Origin of the sequence: Methanolobus bombayensis (assembly GCF_017873415.1) — an archaeon.
In the GTDB taxonomy this organism is placed as follows: domain Archaea; phylum Halobacteriota; class Methanosarcinia; order Methanosarcinales; family Methanosarcinaceae; genus Methanolobus; species Methanolobus bombayensis.
On the sequence record NZ_JAGGKD010000022.1, the window covers coordinates 1 to 19,450 of the forward strand.

At 41.6% G+C, this 19,450-nt stretch carries 18 protein-coding genes; 11 read left to right on the forward strand and 7 right to left on the reverse strand.

The window, feature by feature from the left end; all coding sequences use genetic code 11:
- Both J2746_RS13805 and J2746_RS13810 read right to left on the reverse strand, forming a co-directional pair.
- Positions 1-492: helix-turn-helix transcriptional regulator (locus J2746_RS13805; RefSeq protein ID WP_425342657.1), on the reverse strand; the 492-nt coding region annotated here is incomplete at its 3' end.
- Between the two features lie 219 nt (positions 493-711).
- Positions 712-1,521: a winged helix-turn-helix domain-containing protein gene (locus J2746_RS13810; RefSeq protein ID WP_209622365.1), complete on the reverse strand. Its 810-nt coding sequence runs from the start codon at positions 1,519-1,521 to the stop codon at positions 712-714.
- A 226-nt stretch (positions 1,522-1,747) separates the two neighbouring features.
- Here J2746_RS13810 and J2746_RS13815 point away from each other — a divergent pair, with 226 nt between their 5' ends.
- The 11 genes from J2746_RS13815 to J2746_RS13865 all read left to right on the forward strand — a co-directional run bounded on the left by J2746_RS13815 (position 1,748) and on the right by J2746_RS13865 (position 12,910).
- Positions 1,748-2,488, forward strand: coding sequence for a hypothetical protein (locus J2746_RS13815; RefSeq protein WP_209622368.1), 741 nt, complete (start codon positions 1,748-1,750; stop codon positions 2,486-2,488).
- Positions 2,489-2,499: 11 nt separating this feature from the next.
- Entirely contained in the window at positions 2,500-4,434 is a 1,935-nt protein-coding gene (locus J2746_RS13820) for a hydantoinase/oxoprolinase N-terminal domain-containing protein (protein ID WP_209622371.1), read from the forward strand.
- Positions 4,435-4,444: 10 nt separating this feature from the next.
- Positions 4,445-4,603 carry a hypothetical protein gene (locus tag J2746_RS13825; RefSeq protein ID WP_209622373.1) on the forward strand — a complete coding sequence of 53 codons (159 nt, stop codon included), beginning with the start codon at positions 4,445-4,447 and terminating at the stop codon, positions 4,601-4,603.
- A 103-nt stretch (positions 4,604-4,706) separates the two neighbouring features.
- On the forward strand, positions 4,707-5,120 hold the full coding sequence (locus tag J2746_RS13830; RefSeq protein WP_245250186.1) for a hypothetical protein: 414 nt from the start codon (positions 4,707-4,709) through the stop codon (positions 5,118-5,120).
- Positions 5,121-5,142: 22 nt separating this feature from the next.
- Positions 5,143-6,012, forward strand: coding sequence for a metallophosphoesterase (locus J2746_RS13835; RefSeq protein WP_209622376.1), 870 nt, complete (start codon positions 5,143-5,145; stop codon positions 6,010-6,012).
- Positions 6,009-8,840, forward strand: coding sequence for a DEAD/DEAH box helicase (locus J2746_RS13840; RefSeq protein WP_209622379.1), 2,832 nt, complete (start codon positions 6,009-6,011; stop codon positions 8,838-8,840). The genes J2746_RS13835 and J2746_RS13840 overlap by 4 nt, the downstream gene beginning before the upstream one ends.
- Positions 8,841-8,941: 101 nt before the next feature.
- Positions 8,942-9,127: an MM0924 family protein gene (locus J2746_RS13845; protein WP_209622381.1), complete on the forward strand. Its 186-nt coding sequence runs from the start codon at positions 8,942-8,944 to the stop codon at positions 9,125-9,127.
- Between the two features lie 227 nt (positions 9,128-9,354).
- The gene (gene mtaA / locus J2746_RS13850; RefSeq protein WP_209622383.1) at positions 9,355-10,365 is read left to right on the forward strand and encodes a methylcobamide:CoM methyltransferase MtaA; all 1,011 of its coding nucleotides are present in this window, start codon (positions 9,355-9,357) and stop codon (positions 10,363-10,365) included.
- A 328-nt stretch (positions 10,366-10,693) separates the two neighbouring features.
- Positions 10,694-10,843: a helix-turn-helix domain-containing protein gene (locus tag J2746_RS13855; RefSeq protein ID WP_245250187.1), complete on the forward strand. Its 150-nt coding sequence runs from the start codon at positions 10,694-10,696 to the stop codon at positions 10,841-10,843.
- A complete protein-coding gene (locus J2746_RS13860) occupies positions 10,809-10,994 on the forward strand; it encodes a hypothetical protein (RefSeq protein WP_209622442.1) in 186 nt (61 codons plus the stop codon). Before J2746_RS13855 ends, J2746_RS13860 begins: the two co-directional genes overlap by 35 nt.
- The gene (locus tag J2746_RS13865) at positions 10,979-12,910 is read left to right on the forward strand and encodes a hydantoinase/oxoprolinase N-terminal domain-containing protein (RefSeq protein ID WP_209622385.1); all 1,932 of its coding nucleotides are present in this window, start codon (positions 10,979-10,981) and stop codon (positions 12,908-12,910) included. Before J2746_RS13860 ends, J2746_RS13865 begins: the two co-directional genes overlap by 16 nt.
- A 127-nt stretch (positions 12,911-13,037) precedes the next feature.
- Here J2746_RS13865 and mtaB read toward each other — a convergent pair whose 3' ends face one another.
- The 5 genes from mtaB to J2746_RS13890 all read right to left on the reverse strand — a co-directional run bounded on the left by mtaB (position 13,038) and on the right by J2746_RS13890 (position 19,445).
- Complete coding sequence (gene mtaB, locus J2746_RS13870) at positions 13,038-14,423, reverse strand: methanol--corrinoid protein co-methyltransferase MtaB (RefSeq protein ID WP_209622387.1); 1,386 nt, start codon at positions 14,421-14,423, stop codon at positions 13,038-13,040.
- A 15-nt stretch (positions 14,424-14,438) separates the two neighbouring features.
- Positions 14,439-15,200: a methanol--corrinoid protein MtaC gene (gene mtaC / locus J2746_RS13875; RefSeq protein ID WP_209622389.1), complete on the reverse strand. Its 762-nt coding sequence runs from the start codon at positions 15,198-15,200 to the stop codon at positions 14,439-14,441.
- Positions 15,201-16,065: 865 nt separating this feature from the next.
- Positions 16,066-17,187 carry a GTP-binding protein gene (locus tag J2746_RS13880; protein ID WP_209622402.1) on the reverse strand — a complete coding sequence of 374 codons (1,122 nt, stop codon included), beginning with the start codon at positions 17,185-17,187 and terminating at the stop codon, positions 16,066-16,068.
- Between the two features lie 37 nt (positions 17,188-17,224).
- On the reverse strand, positions 17,225-18,916 hold the full coding sequence (locus tag J2746_RS13885) for an ASKHA domain-containing protein (RefSeq protein WP_209622404.1): 1,692 nt from the start codon (positions 18,914-18,916) through the stop codon (positions 17,225-17,227).
- A 256-nt stretch (positions 18,917-19,172) separates the two neighbouring features.
- Positions 19,173-19,445, reverse strand: a complete 273-nt coding sequence (locus J2746_RS13890) for a hypothetical protein (RefSeq protein WP_209622407.1) — start codon at positions 19,443-19,445, stop codon at positions 19,173-19,175.
- Positions 19,446-19,450 lie beyond the last annotated feature (5 nt).

Here is a 19,450-nt window from a genome sequence, read left to right on the forward strand (position 1 = left end):
ATTATTCTCAATCAGTTCTGTAATTATAGAATCAAAATTTGGGTAGAGTGTAGTAGTAACCACATAAACATGAGGAGATACCTTATAGTCTACATAAAATGATTTATGCATAGAAAATAACTCTGTAATGTGAGGAGTTATTATTTCGCAATTCTTAAGGTGACCTATTTTTTCTAACAGGTGAGGGGGAATAAAATCAAGATTCCGGCTTCCCCAGTAATCAACATCAATATCAATAACATCGGTTTTATCCAGTAAAGGGATCATATCATCAACTATAAGTTTCCCAATAGTTGTCAACTCATAAGTGTCATTATAGTGAATAATAAGGTGATGCTCTTCCAGAATCTTCATTTGAGGGAGCAATGAATTTCTCTTTGTGTCCAATAGCTCAAGAAGAGTAGCCATTTCTTTTGCTCCATCCTGCAAAAATAATAGTACATTCGTTCTCTTTTCAGAAGCAAATAATACATCAAGTAACCGTTTTTTCATTTAATCCGCACCCTATGAACAGGCATTACTTATGTTATAATTTGTTGCGCATTTAGGTACTAATTTTATTTAAAACAAATCAGTGAATAGTAATTATGTCTGTTTGTATAATATGTTTTTATAAAAATTATGTGATTAATATTACCCATACCTTCAAGTTTATTCTAAAATAAGCATTCAAATTAAATAGCTTATTATTCTCAAGATTTCTAACATAACTCAAGCTGCATCCTCAACAACCTCCCCAATCATACCACATTCATTCTCCCTATCACTAACCGAACTATAGATATCCATTATACCCTTGAAAACAGAATGTCCCTTTGAAGTAACAATGTAGTCTCCTCTTTCGTTTCTCTGGAGGATCATGCCCTTATCTACAAGTTTCTGCAGGTGGAACAGGAGATTTCCGCCCCGGAGTCCTGTCAGTTTTGAAAGATCGGTGAAGCTTCTGGAATCAAGAACAAGAGCCTTTAGGATTGTTAGTCTCTGCTTGTTTGCGAGGGGTTCGCATATATCATCAACAACATCCTCCATGCTGACATCAGGCAGGTTCTCAGCGAAAAGACCTTCTTTGTCATATATCCTAAGCGATGACAGGACATCGATCTGTTTCTGGAAAATACGGGCTACTTCCTTAAAACACAGATCGCAATCTTCATAGTTTACAAGTTTGCGTATCTCATTAAGTTTTTTCCAGTATTCATCGATCGTTTCTTTCTCAACCCTTTCCCTTCCTATGAGTTGCACGGTTTCATTCAGGAACTCGGTGAAAGCACCTTTGCAGAAATCACGCATGTCACAACATGGAATGATATTGCTTTCAAGGTCCTGGTCTATGCGTTCCTGAATGTTTCCTATCATTGTGCGGGAAAAATTATTCCTGATCTCAGAAGAGAGAAGTTCATAACAACGCTGGTTGCTCTGTTCATAGAACAATTGCATATCAGTCTGTAATTTGCGAATGCTTTCCTCGATCTGGTCCAGTTTCTTAGGGTCGACCTTACATGTTTGCTGTGGATGCATCATGTTTTTTTCACTTCTTTAACTTCACTGTGTAATAATGTAGATAATAGTTAGCCAGATGTACAAAATTAAGTTTTTGTGTATTCCAATGACGCTAAAGTATATATCAATATCTGACTAATTCAAAATTATAAAGAAAAAAGCATCAGTTTCAGACGACACATAAAAATGCCTGACAAATGGTCCTCACGGATGACAGGTCAGGAAGCCTGAAATGGGGGATACCGCCATGAGCGTAAAAGGCAAAACAATCTGGTATATGAGTGTGGATCCATCAGGGGACAAGAGCAGAATATGCATAGATGAAGGCTATGCCACATTTGACATAGACATTCATCTAATGGAAGAACTCGGTGGTGAATTGCAGGAATTCAGCACGTCATTCAGGGAACACAAAAAAGAAGAGACTCTGAAAGAGATCTATCAGGAATTTGACAGGGATTTCCGTGGGGAAATGGGACGGGAGTTCAAGAATCTCGGAAAGAACCTTGATTCAAAGGAAGGCTTCCATAAGATCGTACGCCTCAACAAAAAGGTTATTGATTTCACAACCAAAATGAAGAATCTTGACGAGCTGATGAAAGACTTCGATGAATTCGAGCGTCAGGAGCACTTCAAAAAAATAATAGTCGACCGGCTCATGACCATCGAAAGTTCCCGGCTAATGAACTGGTACGACGATGTACTCCGGTTCATGAATGAAGTTGAGATCGGCGACATGGTGATAATGCCCCTTAAAGAACGCGGCTCCTTTGCAGTGGGAAAAATAAAGGGCCAATACGAGTTCAAAAATGTATCTACCGGCATAAAACATGTAAGAAAAGCCAGATGGAAGAAGCGCATGATCTACTCCGAAGAGCTCTATTCCAGACTTCCACTCATGCAGAACGTATTCCAGCTAAATTCCGATACTGAGGCACTGGCATTGAAACTTATCCACGAACAGTGGTTCGTTGACAGAACAGAATAAGGAGGTAAAAAATGCACTACGGACTTGGAATAGATGCAGGTGGAACCTACACAGATGCTGTAATACTGAGAGGAAGTGACGGGAGGATAGTCGATTCCCACAAATCCTTCACCACATATCCTGAGCTGGAACATGGAATAAAAGACGTGCTTGACAACCTTGACCCAGAATATCTCAAACAGGTAAACCTTGTATCAGTATCAACAACACTTTCAACCAACTCACTTCTCGAAGGAACCGGAACGCCAGTGGGACTTGTGGTTGTGGGAGAACATCCACATGATGAACCATATCCCACAGAACATATGATAGAAATAGGAGGTGGACACGACCCCAGAGGCAGTGAAGAATTTGAACTTGACCTTTCAAAACTGGTACACTTTGCCCGCAGCACAATGGACAGTGTCTCAGCCTACGCAGTATCTGCAATTTTCAGCACCCGCAATCCCGAACATGAACTACGTGTCAAAGAGTTCCTTACACGCGAAACCGGACTACCGGTTGTTTGTGGTCATGAACTGACACAGGCACTCGGTGCATATGAAAGAAGTGTAACTGCTGTACTAAATGCACAACTCATACCCATAACATACAAATTCGTCAACTCCGTTGCCCTGGATCTGCAAAAAAGAGGAATTCACGCAAGGATCCTCATGCTCAAGGGCGATGGTTCGGTATACAATATAGAAGACGCATTGGAAAAACCGGTAGAAACTATATTCTCAGGACCTGCTGCGAGTCTTCTTGGTGCATCCTATCTTGCAAAGGAAGATACCTGTGCCGTAATAGATGTTGGCGGTACAAGCACCGATGTTGCAATGCTCAGAGAAGGACTTCCAGAGATAAGTGAATCAGGTTCCGTGGTCGGTGGATGGAAAACCAGAGTAAGAGCCATGAAAATGGAAACATTTGCCAATGGTGGTGACAGCCACATCTGGGTTAAGGACAAGAAAGTGAACATTGGTCCGAGAAGAGTAATCCCGCTATGTATTGCTGCAGAAAAATATCCTGATTTTATCAGAAGCCTGAAAAGAAACAGGATACTTTCACGCCAGATGATGGACAGGCATTATCAGCCAACCAAGTTCTTTGTCAGAACTGATTATCCTGCAAAAGGAATCAACGAGGAGGAAGCGGAGCTTCTCAGTTACATTAACTATGAGCCGGTATCCATCAATGACCTTTCAGACACTTCAAATGTGCCACCTTCAAACAAGCTGTTGGATTCACTGATTCAGAAAAGGCTTGTTCAGGCAATCGGATTCACACCAACAGATGCGCTTCATGTGCTCAAAGTATACAACCAGTGGAACTCGCATGCATCTGACCTCGGTGCATTCTACCTTTCAAAGTTCAGCCAGATGGGTAAATTCGAATTCTGCTCACTTGTAAGAAAAATGCTGGCTCAGAATATGGGTTACGGACTTATGTCATTTGTTTATCCGCACCATCCGAAAGAAGTAATTCAGGACGGAGTCAGCGGTGAATATCCGGCAGGTTACAGAATGAGCGTACCCACAGTACTTCTGGGAGGACCTGTCAAAAGTTATACCCAGGATTTTACATCAATAATCGGTGGTGAGGTCATAGTGCCAGAATATGCCGAGGTTGGTAACGCCATCGGTGCACTCGTGGGTAAAGGTGTGAAGAAAGTTGAAATGCTTATAAGGGCCCAGTCTCCGGACGAACTCGACAGGAACTTCTATGTTTTCTCCCCCCTGGGAAGACATGGAGTTATCACGTATTCGGAAGCAGTTGAACATGCGATTGAAGTTGGAAAGGATATTGTCCTGAATTATGTCGAAAGATGTGGTGTGAGCCGAAAGGAAACCGAGATCAATGTCACAAGTAAGACTGCTTCACCACCGGACTGGACCCATGCCCCTCTACAAACCATAATCACTGTGATGGGTGTGGGGAATCCTTTGATGGTTTTGAAGGAATAAAGGTGATAACATGAAGAAAGATGATGAGTTCTCCGAAGAGTACAAGGACCAGCTTCGAATTCTCTATGAGGAAAACAAGGAAACCATACATTACATGGCTAAATCCGGAACACTTCGCCGAAAAGCTGAAGCCCTTGAACTTTTGAACATACTTGGAATAGAGCCCTGAAAGTAGTATAGAAATAGTGGAAACTTTGGAATATTAAAAACATCAAAACGATAGTCTCGCAAGCTGCATAATATAATAATAGATAAATGTCATATTATCTTTAATGAGTTCCATATTTGAAAAGATAATACCAAAGCAGCGAAAGATGTCAACCAGAATTGGAGGACTGCTGATAATAGTAGGTGAAACTATGTTCCTTTTTTCCCTGCTGAATTTTCTTATGATCACCAGGCTTCAATATTACAATTCAGGTGACAGTTTCATGAGGACGCTATTTCCTCATTACCTCCTGTTCCTTGCAGCACTTTTCATAGTTGCATTTATGGGAATGTGGCTGACATATGTTTATGTATTCCCAAGCAAGCAGCGTTTTTCTCAGGAGCAGGCAATAAAAGATGACAGAAGTCCGATGTATAATAAGATCCTTGAGCTTGAGAATGATATTGATGAACTGAAAAATGTTGTCCTTGAGATGTCAGAGAAAATAGACAGCTTTTCTGAAAAAGAAAACAGCTGATTTGAGAACAAAAACCGTTACAATGACAATTCAAATTGATCCTCTAATTGATGAACCTGCCCTTGTGGTATGCAACAAAACAAAGTCACTGGTGGTTGCCGATATCCATCTGGGAATAGAATGGGACCTTTACAGAAGTGGGTTTTCCATCCCAAGCCGCATGAAATACGGTCTGGAAAGAATTATGGGTTACATAAAGCAGTGCTCACCTGATAGAATAATCCTGCTTGGAGATGTGAAACATAACGTTCCACAGATCTCATGGCAGGAGAGAGATGAAATTCCGTATTTCCTTTCTGTGCTTTCCGACCATGCAGATGTGGAAATATTCCCCGGGAACCACGATGGTGGTATCGAGTACCTGCTGCCGGAGAGGAAAAATATAACCGTACATCCCGTGAGGGGATCGGTTATCGATGGTGTCGGATACTTTCACGGACATACGTGGCCTGATCCAAAAATGCTTAAGGCTGAGTACATTATCACCGCCCACAACCATCCAACAATCCGTCTTACAGATTCACTGGGTTATGCCATGGTAGAACAAAGCTGGATAAGGACACGCTTGAATCTCTCTGTGCTTCAGGAACATTTCAGCAGCCTTGAACTTGAAAAAGACAAGGAAAATTGGAGTGACCCTGAACTGATAATCGTACCTTCATTCAATGAACTCTGTGGTGGCGTGGCTTTTAATGAATCATTGCATGATGACCTGCTGGGACCATTATTCTCATCAAGAGGTGTTGATATCGATAATGCCCAGGCATACCTACTTGATGGAACCCAACTGGGAAAACTGAAGAACATAAGAAAACTTGAGGAAAGCAAGGTTAGACCAAAGAAAAAACGCAAAGGTGCAAAGAAAGAGGAACAAAAAAGGAGCAAAAAATGAGTTTTGGAAACATATTTGATTCATTTGATCCCAGAATACAGGACGCTCTGGAAAAACAGGGATTTAAAGCTCCAACCGAACCTCAGGAAAAGGTATTCCCATATATTCTGAAAGGCGATCATACATTCCTCATTGCTCCAACAGGTTCTGGCAAGACCGAATCAGCTGTTCTTCCCATATTTCATGCCATTCTGGCTAAAACTCAGGAGCAAAGAGTCGGAATATCAGCTCTTTACATCACACCCCTGAGAGCGCTGAACCGTGATATGCTCTCACGTATCCAGTGGTGGGGAAAAGAACTTGGTATTGATGTGCAGGTCAGGCATGGAGATACTTCCCAGTATGAAAGGCAGAAACAATCACGTAAACCTCCTGACTTTCTGATCACAACTCCGGAAACCTTACAGGCGATGTTTACAGGTTCACGCCTTAGAAAGAATCTTTCATATGTTACTCATGTTGTCGTTGATGAGATACATGAGATGGCATCCTCTAAGAGAGGAACCCAACTCTCAGTTGGCCTTGAAAGACTTGTGGAACTATCAGGAGAATTCCAGAGAATCGGGCTTTCAGCCACGGTAGGTAATCCTGAAAAGGTTGCAAAGTTCCTTGCTGGTTCTGAAAGAGAAGTGTCTATTGTATCAGTTTCCCTGCTCAAACTTCTTGATTTCAGTGTAGTTTGTCCACAGGTTACAGATGATGACATAGACCTATCAAAAAAGCTTGCATGCGATGTTAACTTTGCAGCACACATACGTTGTGTACGGGACATTGTCATGGACAATGTATCCACGCTTGTTTTCGTGAATACAAGACAGAGTGCCGAAGCACTTGCAGCCGGATTCAATATGCTGGAGCTGCCAATTGGAGTTCATCACGGTTCTCTGTCCGTGGATTCACGTATCGAAGCAGAGGAGTCATTCAAGAATGGAGACCTCCGGGGACTCATTTGTACTTCATCTATGGAGCTGGGAATTGATATCGGTAACGTTGACCACGTTGTACAATATGGTTCACCGAGACAGGTTTCAAGGCTCTTGCAGCGTGTAGGACGTGCAGGACACAGGATACATGAAGTTTCCAGAGGTACCATCATTGCCATGGATGCCGATGATGTGGCTGAGAGCATGGCAATATGCAAACTTGCAAACGAAGGAAAAGTTGAGTCAATTTCTCCTCATATGAACTCACTTGATGTTGTGGCAAACCAGCTTGCAGGAATTGTTCTTGATTTCGGGGATATTGGTATTGAGAAAATATACAGCATCCTGAAACGAGCTTATCCTTTCAGAAATCTTAGAATTGAGGTTCTCAGGAAAGTAATAGCCCAGATAAAAGATTATCGAATGGTCTGGCAGGAAGAGGGATCCGATAATATCAGCCGCAGAAGAAAGAGCTGGCAATATTATTATGATAATCTCTCCATGATTCCGGATGAGAAGAAATACGAGATATTTGATATTGTCACCGGCAGACCTGTCGGCGTGCTTGATGAGGCTTTTGTTATTAATTTTGCCACACCTGGTGCAGTTTTTATTACAAAAGGAGATATGTGGCGTGTCATTGAAATGATAGGTGACCGCAACAGAATAAAAGTGGAACCTGTAAGGGGAATTGGAGAAATACCAAGCTGGACAGGGGAAGAAATTCCTGTTCCTTTTGAAGTGGCTCAGGGAGTTGCAAACATACGCTCTTTAATTGCAGGCATGATCCATGATGAAAAAGAGGATAATGAAATTGCCTCCGAACTAGCTGCATTTTACCCTGTTGGTCCTGAAAGTCTGACAGAGCTTCTTTCCATAATCAGAGATCATGTAGAAGGTGGTTATCCACTTCCTGACAGTAATATGTTCGTTATTGAAAATGACGGGGATGCTGTCCTGATAAACACATGTCTTGGACATAATGCCAACGAGACACTTGCAAAAGTACTGACATCTTTACTTGCTGCAAGATATGGAAGCAGCGTGGCCCAAGAGATCGATCCTTACAGGATAAAGATGACATTACCACGCAGGATCAGAGCCAGGGAAATAGAAACCCTTTTGCAGGATATACAGCCGGAGCATATTGAACCCATTATAGAGATGACCTTGAAGAACACTTCACTAATGAAGTGGAAGATGGTGCATGTTGCCAGAAAGTTCGGTGCTCTGAGCAAGGATATTGATTATGACAGGATCAGCATGAAGAAACTGCTTGAGATCTATCATGACACTGCAATGTATGATGAGGTTATTCGCGAAATATTTCATGATATGCTGGATGTTAAAAGAGTTACCGATATACTTACAAGGCTTACTGAGGGTGAGATCCGTCTTGTGGTGAGCAGATCAACACCAATCGGTAGTTCAGGTTTTTCCATGAAGCGAGATCTGGTGGCTCCAGAGAAGGCGGACAGATCTATTGTTATGGCTTTGAAGGAACGGATAATGAATGACAGAGTAATCCTTTTCTGTGTGCATTGCAAGAAATGGACTTCAAGAAGGCAGGTGAAAAATGTCCCTGATGAGATAATCTGTCCTGTTTGCGATTCAGGGCTGGTGGCTGCATTAAAACCATGGGAAGATGAAGAGATTAAACTTGTGAGAAAGCAGGATAAGATTTCTGCAAAGGATGATATCAAGCGCATCCGCAGGGTTTACAGGAATGCCAATATTGTTATGACACATGGGAAAAAAGCAGTTATTGCACTTGCAAGCAGAGGTGTCGGACCGGAGATGGCAACCAGAGTAATACAGAAAATGCGACATGATGAGGAGGCATTCTACCGGGATATACTTGTGGCTGAGAGAAACTATGCCAAAAATAAGAGATTCTGGAGTTAAATTGCTTTTATGTATAAGGCTATCCACATAGATAATCTTAATATAAATACAAAACAAATTTTAAGTGGCAGAGGATGATTGATCTCGGCCGGGAGGATAAAATGCAATCTTTTATAGTTGAACACTATCTGCAAAAAAAGATCGACATTTATTGTGGTGGACCTGACAGGTTCTATGGAGTTGTAGAAGCATGCGCAGACGGAGTGCTGACCATCAAGGATGACGAGAAATACACACATATTGCTATTGATAAGATAATAGCCATCTGGAGTGATGAAAAGAAATAAAAAGGGTGTCCTTTATTTGACATTTAGTTAGTAGGTTCCCAATATTCTTTTTTCTTTATTAAAACTCACCTTTATTTTTACTTTTTTTCATATATTTCAAATTTGTTCATGGTTATTAATTCTGTTTTTGTGATTTTTGCTCCTCCCATGCTTTAATCCAATAGTTTTATATCTGATGTAACTCAAATCAGGGTGACTAAAATCTACTCAACAGAGAAGGATTCATTATGAACATGAAAGAAAGATTACTCAAAGCATTAAAAGGTGAAGAAGTCGACAAAGTGCCAGTTCTGTCCGTAACACAGACTGCAATTGTTGAGCTCATGGACCAGACTGGTGCAGCATGGCCAGAGGCACACAGCGATGCACAGAAGATGGCAGACCTCGCAGTCGCATCATACGAAGCATGTGGTCTTGAAGGAGTAAGAGCTCCATACTGTCTTACAGTACTTGCAGAAGCAATGGGCTGTGAAATCAACATGGGTACAAAGAACAGACAGCCTTCAGTCACAGGTCACCCATATCCAAAGGGTGTTGATAACCTTGCAATGCCAGATGATCTCCTTGGAACAGGCAGAATTCCTGCAGTAATGGAAGCAATGAAGATCATGAGAGAGAAAGTAGGAGACGAAGTACCTATCATCGCAGGTATGGAAGGTCCTGTAACCCTCGCATCCGACCTTGCAAGTGTAAAGAAGTTCATGAAATGGTCCATCAAAAAGCCAGAAGACTTCCAGACAATCCTCGACTTCGCATGTGATGCATGTATTGCATACGCAAACGCACTTCTTGAAGCAGGCGCAGATGTAGTAAGTGTACCAGACCCAGTAGCATCACCTGACCTTATGGCTCCTGACACATTCGACAAGACACTCAAGCCAGTCCTTCAGAAGTTTGCTGATGGTGTAAACGGCCCAATGATTCTCCACGTTTGTGGTGACGTATCCCCAATCCTCGAAATGATGGCAGACTGCCACTTCGAATCCATCAGTATTGAAGAGAAGGTAAAGGACCTCGCAGGCGCAAAGGCAAAGGTAGGAGACAAGGTCACTATCTGCGGTAACGTATCCAGTCCTTTCGTACTTCTTGCAGGCGACGAAGCAGCTGTCAAGGAAGCAGCAACAAAGGCTCTTGAGGACGGAATCGATGTACTTGCACCAGGCTGTGGTATTGCACCTGACACACCAGTTTCAAACCTCAAGGCAATGGTCCAGGCAAGAGACGACTACTACGCATAAATTTTTAAAAGCGACATACCATAGTCACACTATGGTTATGTCACCATTCTTTTTTTAGTAAATTCAAAGCAATTTTCTGTACATTGCTTTCGTTTTCTGTATTCGGCGTTAACATAAATTTTTAATATAACCTGAGTGCATCTTTTATTGGTCAAAGGTTATTTGCACTATTTGCCCGTCTTTTGAAATTTAACTCAAAAGCGAGACGTCCCCTTCCTCAGAACGTAGCGACAGGCAGGGGATGAAAGCGTCATAAACCAATCAAAAAACAGTATCAAACACTAACAATTAAATAATCTTGAATCATAATATAAATCAGGTATTTTTTATGCAATTGACATTACCAATTAAAATACAGTCTACTCCTGAACAGGAATCTGTTCTATGGGATTTATCAGAGAAATGTAGGCTTATTTATAATTTTGGTTTGAAAGAACGTCAGGATGCATATCGAATCTACGACAAACAGGTTTGTTGATCGGAATCATTCCCAACAGAATGATAACGAAATGAGACTTACACTCGTAGGAAGCTCCTTCCTCGACAGCCGAAGGCTGGCAGGGAGGAGGAGTTCACCTTTGATTCTTTTGCATTCTAAAACAGGAGATAAATTATGCACTATAGTCTAGGAATTGATGCCGGTGGTACGTATACAGATGCTATTCTTGTAAAGGATTCAGACGGTTCCGTGATAAGCTCATCTAAAGCTCTTACCACTTATCCGGATCTTGTTGATGGGATAAGAAATGCAATCGAATCACTTGAACCGGATTATCTTGAACATGTAAACCTTGTTTCTGTTTCTACTACACTTGCGACGAATACTGTTCTTGAAGGAACCGGGTGTCCTGTGGCACTTATTCTTGTAGGTGAACATCCGGTAAAAGGTGATTTTCCGGCAAAACATGTGCTTTCCACTCCCGGAGGACATGATTTTAACGGTAGTGAACTTGAGGAACTTGATATGGAGGCGATAAGGAATTTTACTGATAAAGTAAAAGATGATGTCGCTGCTTTTGCCGTTTCTTCATTTTTCAGCATCCGTAACCCAGAGCATGAGATTGCGATAACTGATACAATACACGAAATGACAGGTCTACCCGTAGTTTGTGGTCATGAATTATCCCAGGATCTCGGCGCATATGAAAGAGCAGTTACTGCAGCTTTGAATGCTCAGTTGATTCCCATTGCTCACAAATTTGTCCGTTCTGTGATGGATGAAATTAAAAGAAAGAATATCGATGCCAGACTTCTGATGCTGAAATGTGATGGTACCGTTGTAGGTCTAAAGGATGCACTGGACAAACCTGTTGAAACCATATTTTCCGGACCAGCAGCCAGTCTTGTAGGGGCATCTTTCCTTTCAGGCCTTGATACATGTGCTGTAGTTGATGTTGGAGGTACAAGTACTGATGTTTCGTCAATTAACGATGGAATCCCTGAATTGTCAGATACAGGTGCAATTGTAGGTGGCTGGAAAACAAGGGTTCGTGCCACTAGAATGGAAACATCCGCAATGGGTGGAGATAGTCATGTATGGACACGTTCAACGAAAATACATATCGGACCAAGAAGGGTTATTCCTCTGTGTCTTGCATCATCAAAATTCCCTTCATTTTTAAGTAAACTAAAGAAAAGCCCGGTACCTCTTCGGAGTGTTCTTGACAGGAATGTCCAGCCTACAAAGTTCTTCATGAGGTCGGGATTCAAACCTATGGGACTGGATGAATCGGAAGCAGAGGTTCTCAATGCAATTGGTGATGAGCCCATGAGCCTTGATGAGATCTCATTATTATCAAAAAGGTATCCTTCCACAATAATCATTGATTCCCTGATTCAGAAACGACTCATTCAGGCTGTTGGTTTTACTCCAACCGATGCTTTGCATGTCCTCGGAGAATATAATTCATGGGACGCTGAAGCATCAAAAGTCGGTGCTGAAAAGCTTGGCAGGTTGAGTAAGATGACTAGCTTTGATTTCTGCATGAAAGTAAAAGAAATTGTGGCCAAAAATATGGCTTTCAACCTGATGTCCTATATGCTTCCGGGAATTGACAGGGATGGAATTAAAAAGATAGTAGACGGAGAATTCAAGTCCAGGTTTAAGGTTGATATCCCTGTTGTCCTACTTGGAGGACCGGTTATTGCATATGAGGAAAATATGGAAAATGTTATCGATGCTGAAATAATCATCCCAGACCATGCAGAAGTTGGAAATGCTGCAGGTGCTCTTTTTGGCAAAGGAATTAAAAGAGTGGAATTGATCGTAAGGCCGGTTTCAGTTGCAGATCCTAAAGAAGGCTATCTTGTATTTTCACCAATGGGTCGCAAGACTTTTGATGAGTATCGTGAAGCAATTGAATATGCAAATGAGCATGGGAAAAAACTTGTTATTGATTACATGGGAGAATGTGGTGTCAGTAAAGACAACACTGAGATCAACGTTACTCAAAAGACATATTCCCCTGAAGACTGGAAACACGATCCTCTTGAAACAGTTATTCAGATTACTGGAATCGGATATCCTAAGAAATTCATGATGTAATCCTATACATCATTCTTTTTTATTTTTATTTTCAGAAAAAGAGCATACTCTACAGTATGGGGTTTAGAAAAGTACGTAAAAAAGAAAAAAGGAACAAGTTCCGAAAGAACTTGTTTCGCTTCTATATTTAGAACTTGTAGTTGTCGTCTGGTCTGAAGACAGCGACTTCTGCCTTGTACTTCTCGAGACTCTCGCTCATGAAGGTGTCGGCTTCGTCGGTCATTGCATCGAGTGCTGCCTTTGCATCGTTGAGTGCGTTTGTCTCGAACTTGGACATGACAAGTTTCTTCTTGTCTGCGTCGTTCAGGATGTCACAGCATGCGATTGCTGCGTTCTTTGCACGGAGGTAAAGGTCGTCTCCGTCCTTTGCTATTGACTCAGCTACCTTGTATGCGTTGTCGTATGCGAGGACATATCCCTGTGGGTCTCTGTACTTGTCAGAGAGTACGAGGATGTCACGAAGCATCTTTGCGTTTCCTGTCTCAGTTGCTACGTTGAGCATTGCTGCATCGTAGTTAAGGGACTCGGACCAGCACTGTACAGATGTACCACCGAATTCACCGTGGTATTCTACAGATTCGTTTGACCAAAGGTCACAGCACTGCATGACAAGGTTACCCATTACATCTGAGTGTGCACAGGTTGAGGTCTTTCCTTCCTGAGCGATTGGGCATCCTGTGATTGCCTTTACGATTGTGTTCTCGTATCCACAGTCCTTTCCTGGACCCTGGGCACCTGCTTCATATCCTGCGAGTGTCCTTGGTGCGGAGATTGCTCTTGCGATGATTGCAAGGGTGTGTGCAAGGTTCTTGTCAAGGAGACCACCTGCAATAAACATTGCAGTGTTTGCCTGTGCACAGTCTGTGTCACCAGCTGCAATTCTTCCCTTCTTGTCTGCGATCTTCCTGATGTCTTCCCAGATCATGGTCATGTCAATTGAACCGAGGCAGCCAATTGCGTAGATAAGACCAGGTACATCGTTCCTGAGGATTGCGTAGTCAAGAATTTCCTTACCGCCCATTGTTTCGATGGACAGGAAGTCTGCTCCTGCGTCTGCTACAGCTTCGAATGACTCCATAAGGGTGTCATACTTTGCGCCGATAAGTGCAAGGAGGTCACGGTTCTCACGGATATCACCAGGAGTGTGTCTGAGAGCTGTCTTGATTCCATATTCCTCATGGTATTCTTCCATGATGGTCTTCTGGACGTGTGCGACTTCTCCTCCCCAGTCTGGGTTGTTGGTCATCTGTTCTACGTGTTCTGTCTCGAGTGAGATAGCTGGGAAACCGACCTGTACAGCTCTTGCCATAATGTCAGTTGTAAGTCTGCGGTACTCTGAAACGAGTTTCTCTTTGGAGACACCAGCTTCTGGCCTTGGTGCGTAGTTAACTTCACCAGTTACGTATCCTGCACCTACTTCTAATCCAAGTTCTGCCTTTACTGGGTATACTGACTTTCCGAAGATCATGTCGTCAGCATTCTTGTATGCAAGTGATGTGTATCTTTTAACCATTTCTGTCACCTCTGTTTAGTGTTTGTGGAACTGTTCCTTCAGCTGTGCAAGACCCTTTCCGCCAACGATTGCATCTGCCATCTTTGGTGCGTCTGCTGCTTCTTCACCATATACACCGAGTTCGTACTGTGTAACGAAGTCCTGGTTAACTGCTCCGCCACCGCACTGGAATGGTATTTTGATACCGGACTCGAGGAGTCTGTCGTTGACTTCCTTGAATGCATACATTGTTGTTGTCATCAGTGCTGTACCGGTGAGCATCATTGGGCTTTCCTTCTTTACAGCTGCGATAACTTCGTCGACTGGTACATCACGGCCAAGGTCAACTACTTCGTAGCCAGCTGCTCTAAGGAGTGCTGCTACAATTGACTTACCGATGTCGTGTACGTCACCTTCTGCTACGTGGCATACAACCTTTCCTTTTGGTTTTGGTGCTGCGCCACCCTGTTCCTTACAGAATTCGATACCGTCAAGCATTGCATCTGCTGACATCATAACGTTTGGTAAGAAGATTACACCCTGGTCATATAAGTCTGTGACAATCTTCATTCCTACCATAAGCACATCGTCGATGAGTGCTATTGGGTCTGCTCCGCCCTCGATTGCCTTTTCAAGACCTTCGATCACGTCGTCTTCTTCTCCGTCAAAGATTGCAGCACAGATTGTCTTTGCAGGTTCTGCGCTTGGATACATCTCAGCTGCCATCTCTTCAGGTGTCTGTGCTTTTTCTTTAGCAACATTATACCTAACTAATATTTTGCTTGGGTCTACATCCATCTAATTCTACCTCCTTAGATCTAGATTGACTTCCTACTGCAACGCCGGTATACATTCAATCGAAGTATACGTCGTAATGCAGCAGATGGACATCTGTAAGCTCCTGACATTGTTTATTGTAGCAAAAGTCTCCACAACCATTTGCTAACAAATCTTAGTCATTTGCTAACTTCATCTTTCCACATAAACACCTATTCCAGACAGCTATATAAACATAGCGGTATTGAAATATATAATATAGATTTCATAAAAAAAAGCAACATTATTTTATACAGTACTCCCAGTAGTCAGTTTTTAGCCCAAATGAATAACTAATAGCCTTATAATATTTTGAATGTTAACCCATATTTTTGCAATTTTTTTAACATAAATGCAAAAGATAAATAGACAGTTGCAGTTAACTTTATATATGACCGGTCAATAGTTGCAGTTTCAGCAACTTAACTAAAGTTTGCTTGTTGTATACACTTAAATTTTAAAAGTAATATAATTAGTGTATTTTCTATTTATTTTGTGAAGTGATGCAAATAAAACTAATAATTTTAATTATACACATAAAAAAACTGCTGATCTCAAATAGATCCATATTTTTTAACTAATTGTTAACCGTTCGATTTAAGTATCGTCAAAAGTCGAAGTGTACAAAGAATCAAACAATAAATATTTAGATAGTAGCTGAAATCGCATGTTATGCGTTATGCTTATATACGACATGATTTTGCAGAGACGCCTTACAAGAAATAGAAAAAAATGTTCTATTAAACACGAATTAAAAATGAAAAATAGCCCAATAAATTATTCAGACAAATAAAAAAAGATAGCAGCAAAAGAAGTTGCTGCAAATGACCACTATAATCAATTATAATCAATTGTTATTGACTAAATCTATAGGTTTGGCATGACCATGGTCATGATTGTGATCATGTGGTTTGCTGTGTGTGAAACTTATGCCCTGGTTGCCCAGTTTATCCGAAATGGTATCATTTACTATACTTTCAAGCTTGTCCTTGTCAATACTTGATACTGCGGAGAGAACCTTAAGTCGGGGCACATCTCCAGTTGTAGTATCTATCACTTCTTCAGTAATTTCCTGATCATATCCTGTCAGATTTGTCTTGACAGTATTTGAGTCAGATTCAATAAACAGCTTTATGTGTCCGACAAATTCAGGACTTAGCTCTATAACCTTTGACTTAAGGCTATTCATAATATCCTTTGCAGTTGTTTGTGCTACACCAGTGGATATCCTTCCTTCCAGCAGGAACTCAGTTGCATAACTGGATATTCCGGAAGCTTCAATTGAATCTGTGCTTTGATCAATAGGTTGTCCTGTTTCATCATCGATAAGAGGAGTTTGAGAACTTGTGACTTCTCCATGTTTACTAGGCGTATCCCCCATTGCAAGCTTGACAAATTCATCCCAATGCTCATCTTCTTTGGAAGTGGACAGCATTATAACCTTTGCATTTGGATTGAGTTGCTGTGCAGAAGCCTCAAGAATTGGTATTCTGATTTCGTCTACAAGATCTATCTTGTTGATCCCCAATATTTCGGCATCAATTATCTGCCTCATGGCAAAATTCTTGACTTCCTTCATAAGCTGCTTAAATCTGCTACCATCTATGAGTGTAACAAGGGGTTGAACCGTCACACCATCCAGATTCATCAACTTGATATCTTCTTTGATAACATGTGGGAAAGCAATACCTGTTGGTTCAATGAGCAATATATCCGGGTTGTAATTTTTGTAGAGCAAACTTATTGTTGTTTTCATGCTCACTTTAAGCGTACAGCAGATACATCCGTTTGTTAATTCGGTTGTATCCAGGCCATATTTGGATATAACATCGCCGTCAAGACCTATCTCACCGATCTCATTGACAATGATCGCCACCGTTTTCCCGGCCTTGCTGAATTCTCTTCCTAACCTTAAAATAGTTGATGTCTTACCGCTACCTAAAAATCCGCCTACTACTAAAGCTTTCATATATCATTCCTTCTAAAAAATAAAAGAAGAGGCTAAATTAAGCCTGCTCCATGACTACAAGATTTTCCCACTTGAATTTATCCTTTGGACATGCATTGATACATCTCTTACAGTTTGCGCCGTCACAGAGATCGGAGCTTATCATAACAACTCCTTCAGCATCAATGGTGATTGCGTCATTCGGACAAACCTTGATGCACTTCTCACATTCAGGACAATCAACCTTCATGGTCAGATATGTACCGACATGTTCAATGACCTGAAGTCCCTCCGGACCAAGTACAGGAATGTCCTTTTCAACAACCTTGTTGACCTTTGTTTCCTTTTCCGGCATGTCTATCTTTGGAAGTCCCTTCTTCTTGAGGAATTTCTTGAGCATCTTAAATGGCATTCCTTCAGTCCAGTATGAGATCTCCTGGATATATGCTTCCTTAAATGCAGCGTCAGTTGCAAACATTACATGGTTGCTGACGATCTTTGATGCGATATCCTGAAGTTCCCAGAGCCTGTCCTCCGAAAGGAGAATTTCCCTTGCAACAATAAGTGAAGTGTTACCGATCTGTATAACTTCGTCAACATCGAATGGGACCATGCCGACCTGGTGCGCCTTGACAGCGTCCATATAGGTACCTGCGGCACCGGACATGTATGCCTTCTTGACATCGGATACTTCTACTCCTGCTGCGTTACAGAGTGCGAGATGTCCTGCACGGATTGCACCAATTGCAAGGCCTGCTGCTTCAACGTCCTTCTCGAAGAACTTGATCTTGTCCTGCAGATAGAGGATGTGATCTGGTGTGTTTATCTTTGGAAGTGTTATAACTCCATTCTTCATTCCTGCTTCAATAATTGCGATAACACCTGTACCGGTAATTCCTTTGGCTTTGATGGTACCCTCACAGTCAGTCATTTCCTGCTGACCATTGTCAAGCTTTGATGGAGCTGCGCATCTCCACATCTGTACCCCGTCTGCCATGACGTCACCGTTCTTTGGATCGGTCAGTGCACCCTGGACAGTGTTCATTTCACCGTCTAGTACATAGTTTCTAAGACCAGCGCCTTCAAATTCAACATCGGAAACAACAAATGGTGATGCAAGTTTACCGTATTTGATCTGCTGACCTTCAAGTGCAGGTCCCGCTGCAGCGGAACCGGTGTAGATTGTGCCTTCATGGATAAGTGCCATTTCTGCATTTGTTCCGTAGTCAGTTGCAATTGCAGTTTCCTTTGTATCAAGGAAACCAGACTTAATGATAAGTGCAAGTGCATCGGCACCAACTTCATGTCTGATTGCAGGCGGAACAACGAGCTTTGCATTTGGATATACATCCAGTCCCTTGATCTCAGAACAGTCAATGATCCTTGCGCTTCTGTCAGATTCCTTGATATTGAGTTTTTCCTTCTTTCTTTCTCCTGCATAAGCAAGGTCGTCGATTGGGATTCCCTGGAAAATAGAAAGCTGTATAGGGTTTCCACAAATTGACATCCTTTCCATTTCTTCCGGCTTAACACCAAGCGTCTCAATAATATGCTTTACAGCATTAACGTGCAGACCCTGAGCAAGATCCAATCCGTAAGTTATGGCAAAATCCAGATGGTCCATAACATTTGCTCCAGGGAGCGGGTTACGGAGAGTGATAACTGTTTTTTGAATTTCACCAGTATCAAGATCTATTTTCTGTGCTCTGATACCACTGGTACCTATGTCTATTGCAACTCCAAGTTTCATTTGAATCCCTTTTAAATCCTTTTAAATTTAATAACGTAGTATCTGTGTCCGAACTTAAAAATATATGTTGCGGTAATTTTTGTCTCTTACTATCATTATTTAAACTGATTGAAGTACATCTCAAAACTGCATTAATTTAACAGTACCGCTTTTGAAATATCCGAAAGCTGCTAAAGATACATAAAAAAATAAACTGCTTTACCTTTATTAAAATATAAATAAAATTGATTCTGCAAGTGCTAATTCTAACACATTTTCATTTGAAGCATAGCCTTTCACCCTTTTCGGTCAATTCATATGCCTTACCTTCAATACTTTCATTATTGCCGGAACAGGAAGAAGATGCGCTACATGAACAGCATGCAGAAGACTTTGGACTGGAATTATTACAGACCTCCCGAACATACCCCATATGCTGCAGCATAATAAGCCTGTCTTTTATATCGCTCTGCTTAATACCGACTACATCCGCTGCTTCCAGAAGCGTGTGATTATCGATGAACAAGATCTTCAGTGTTTCTTTTATCATAAAAT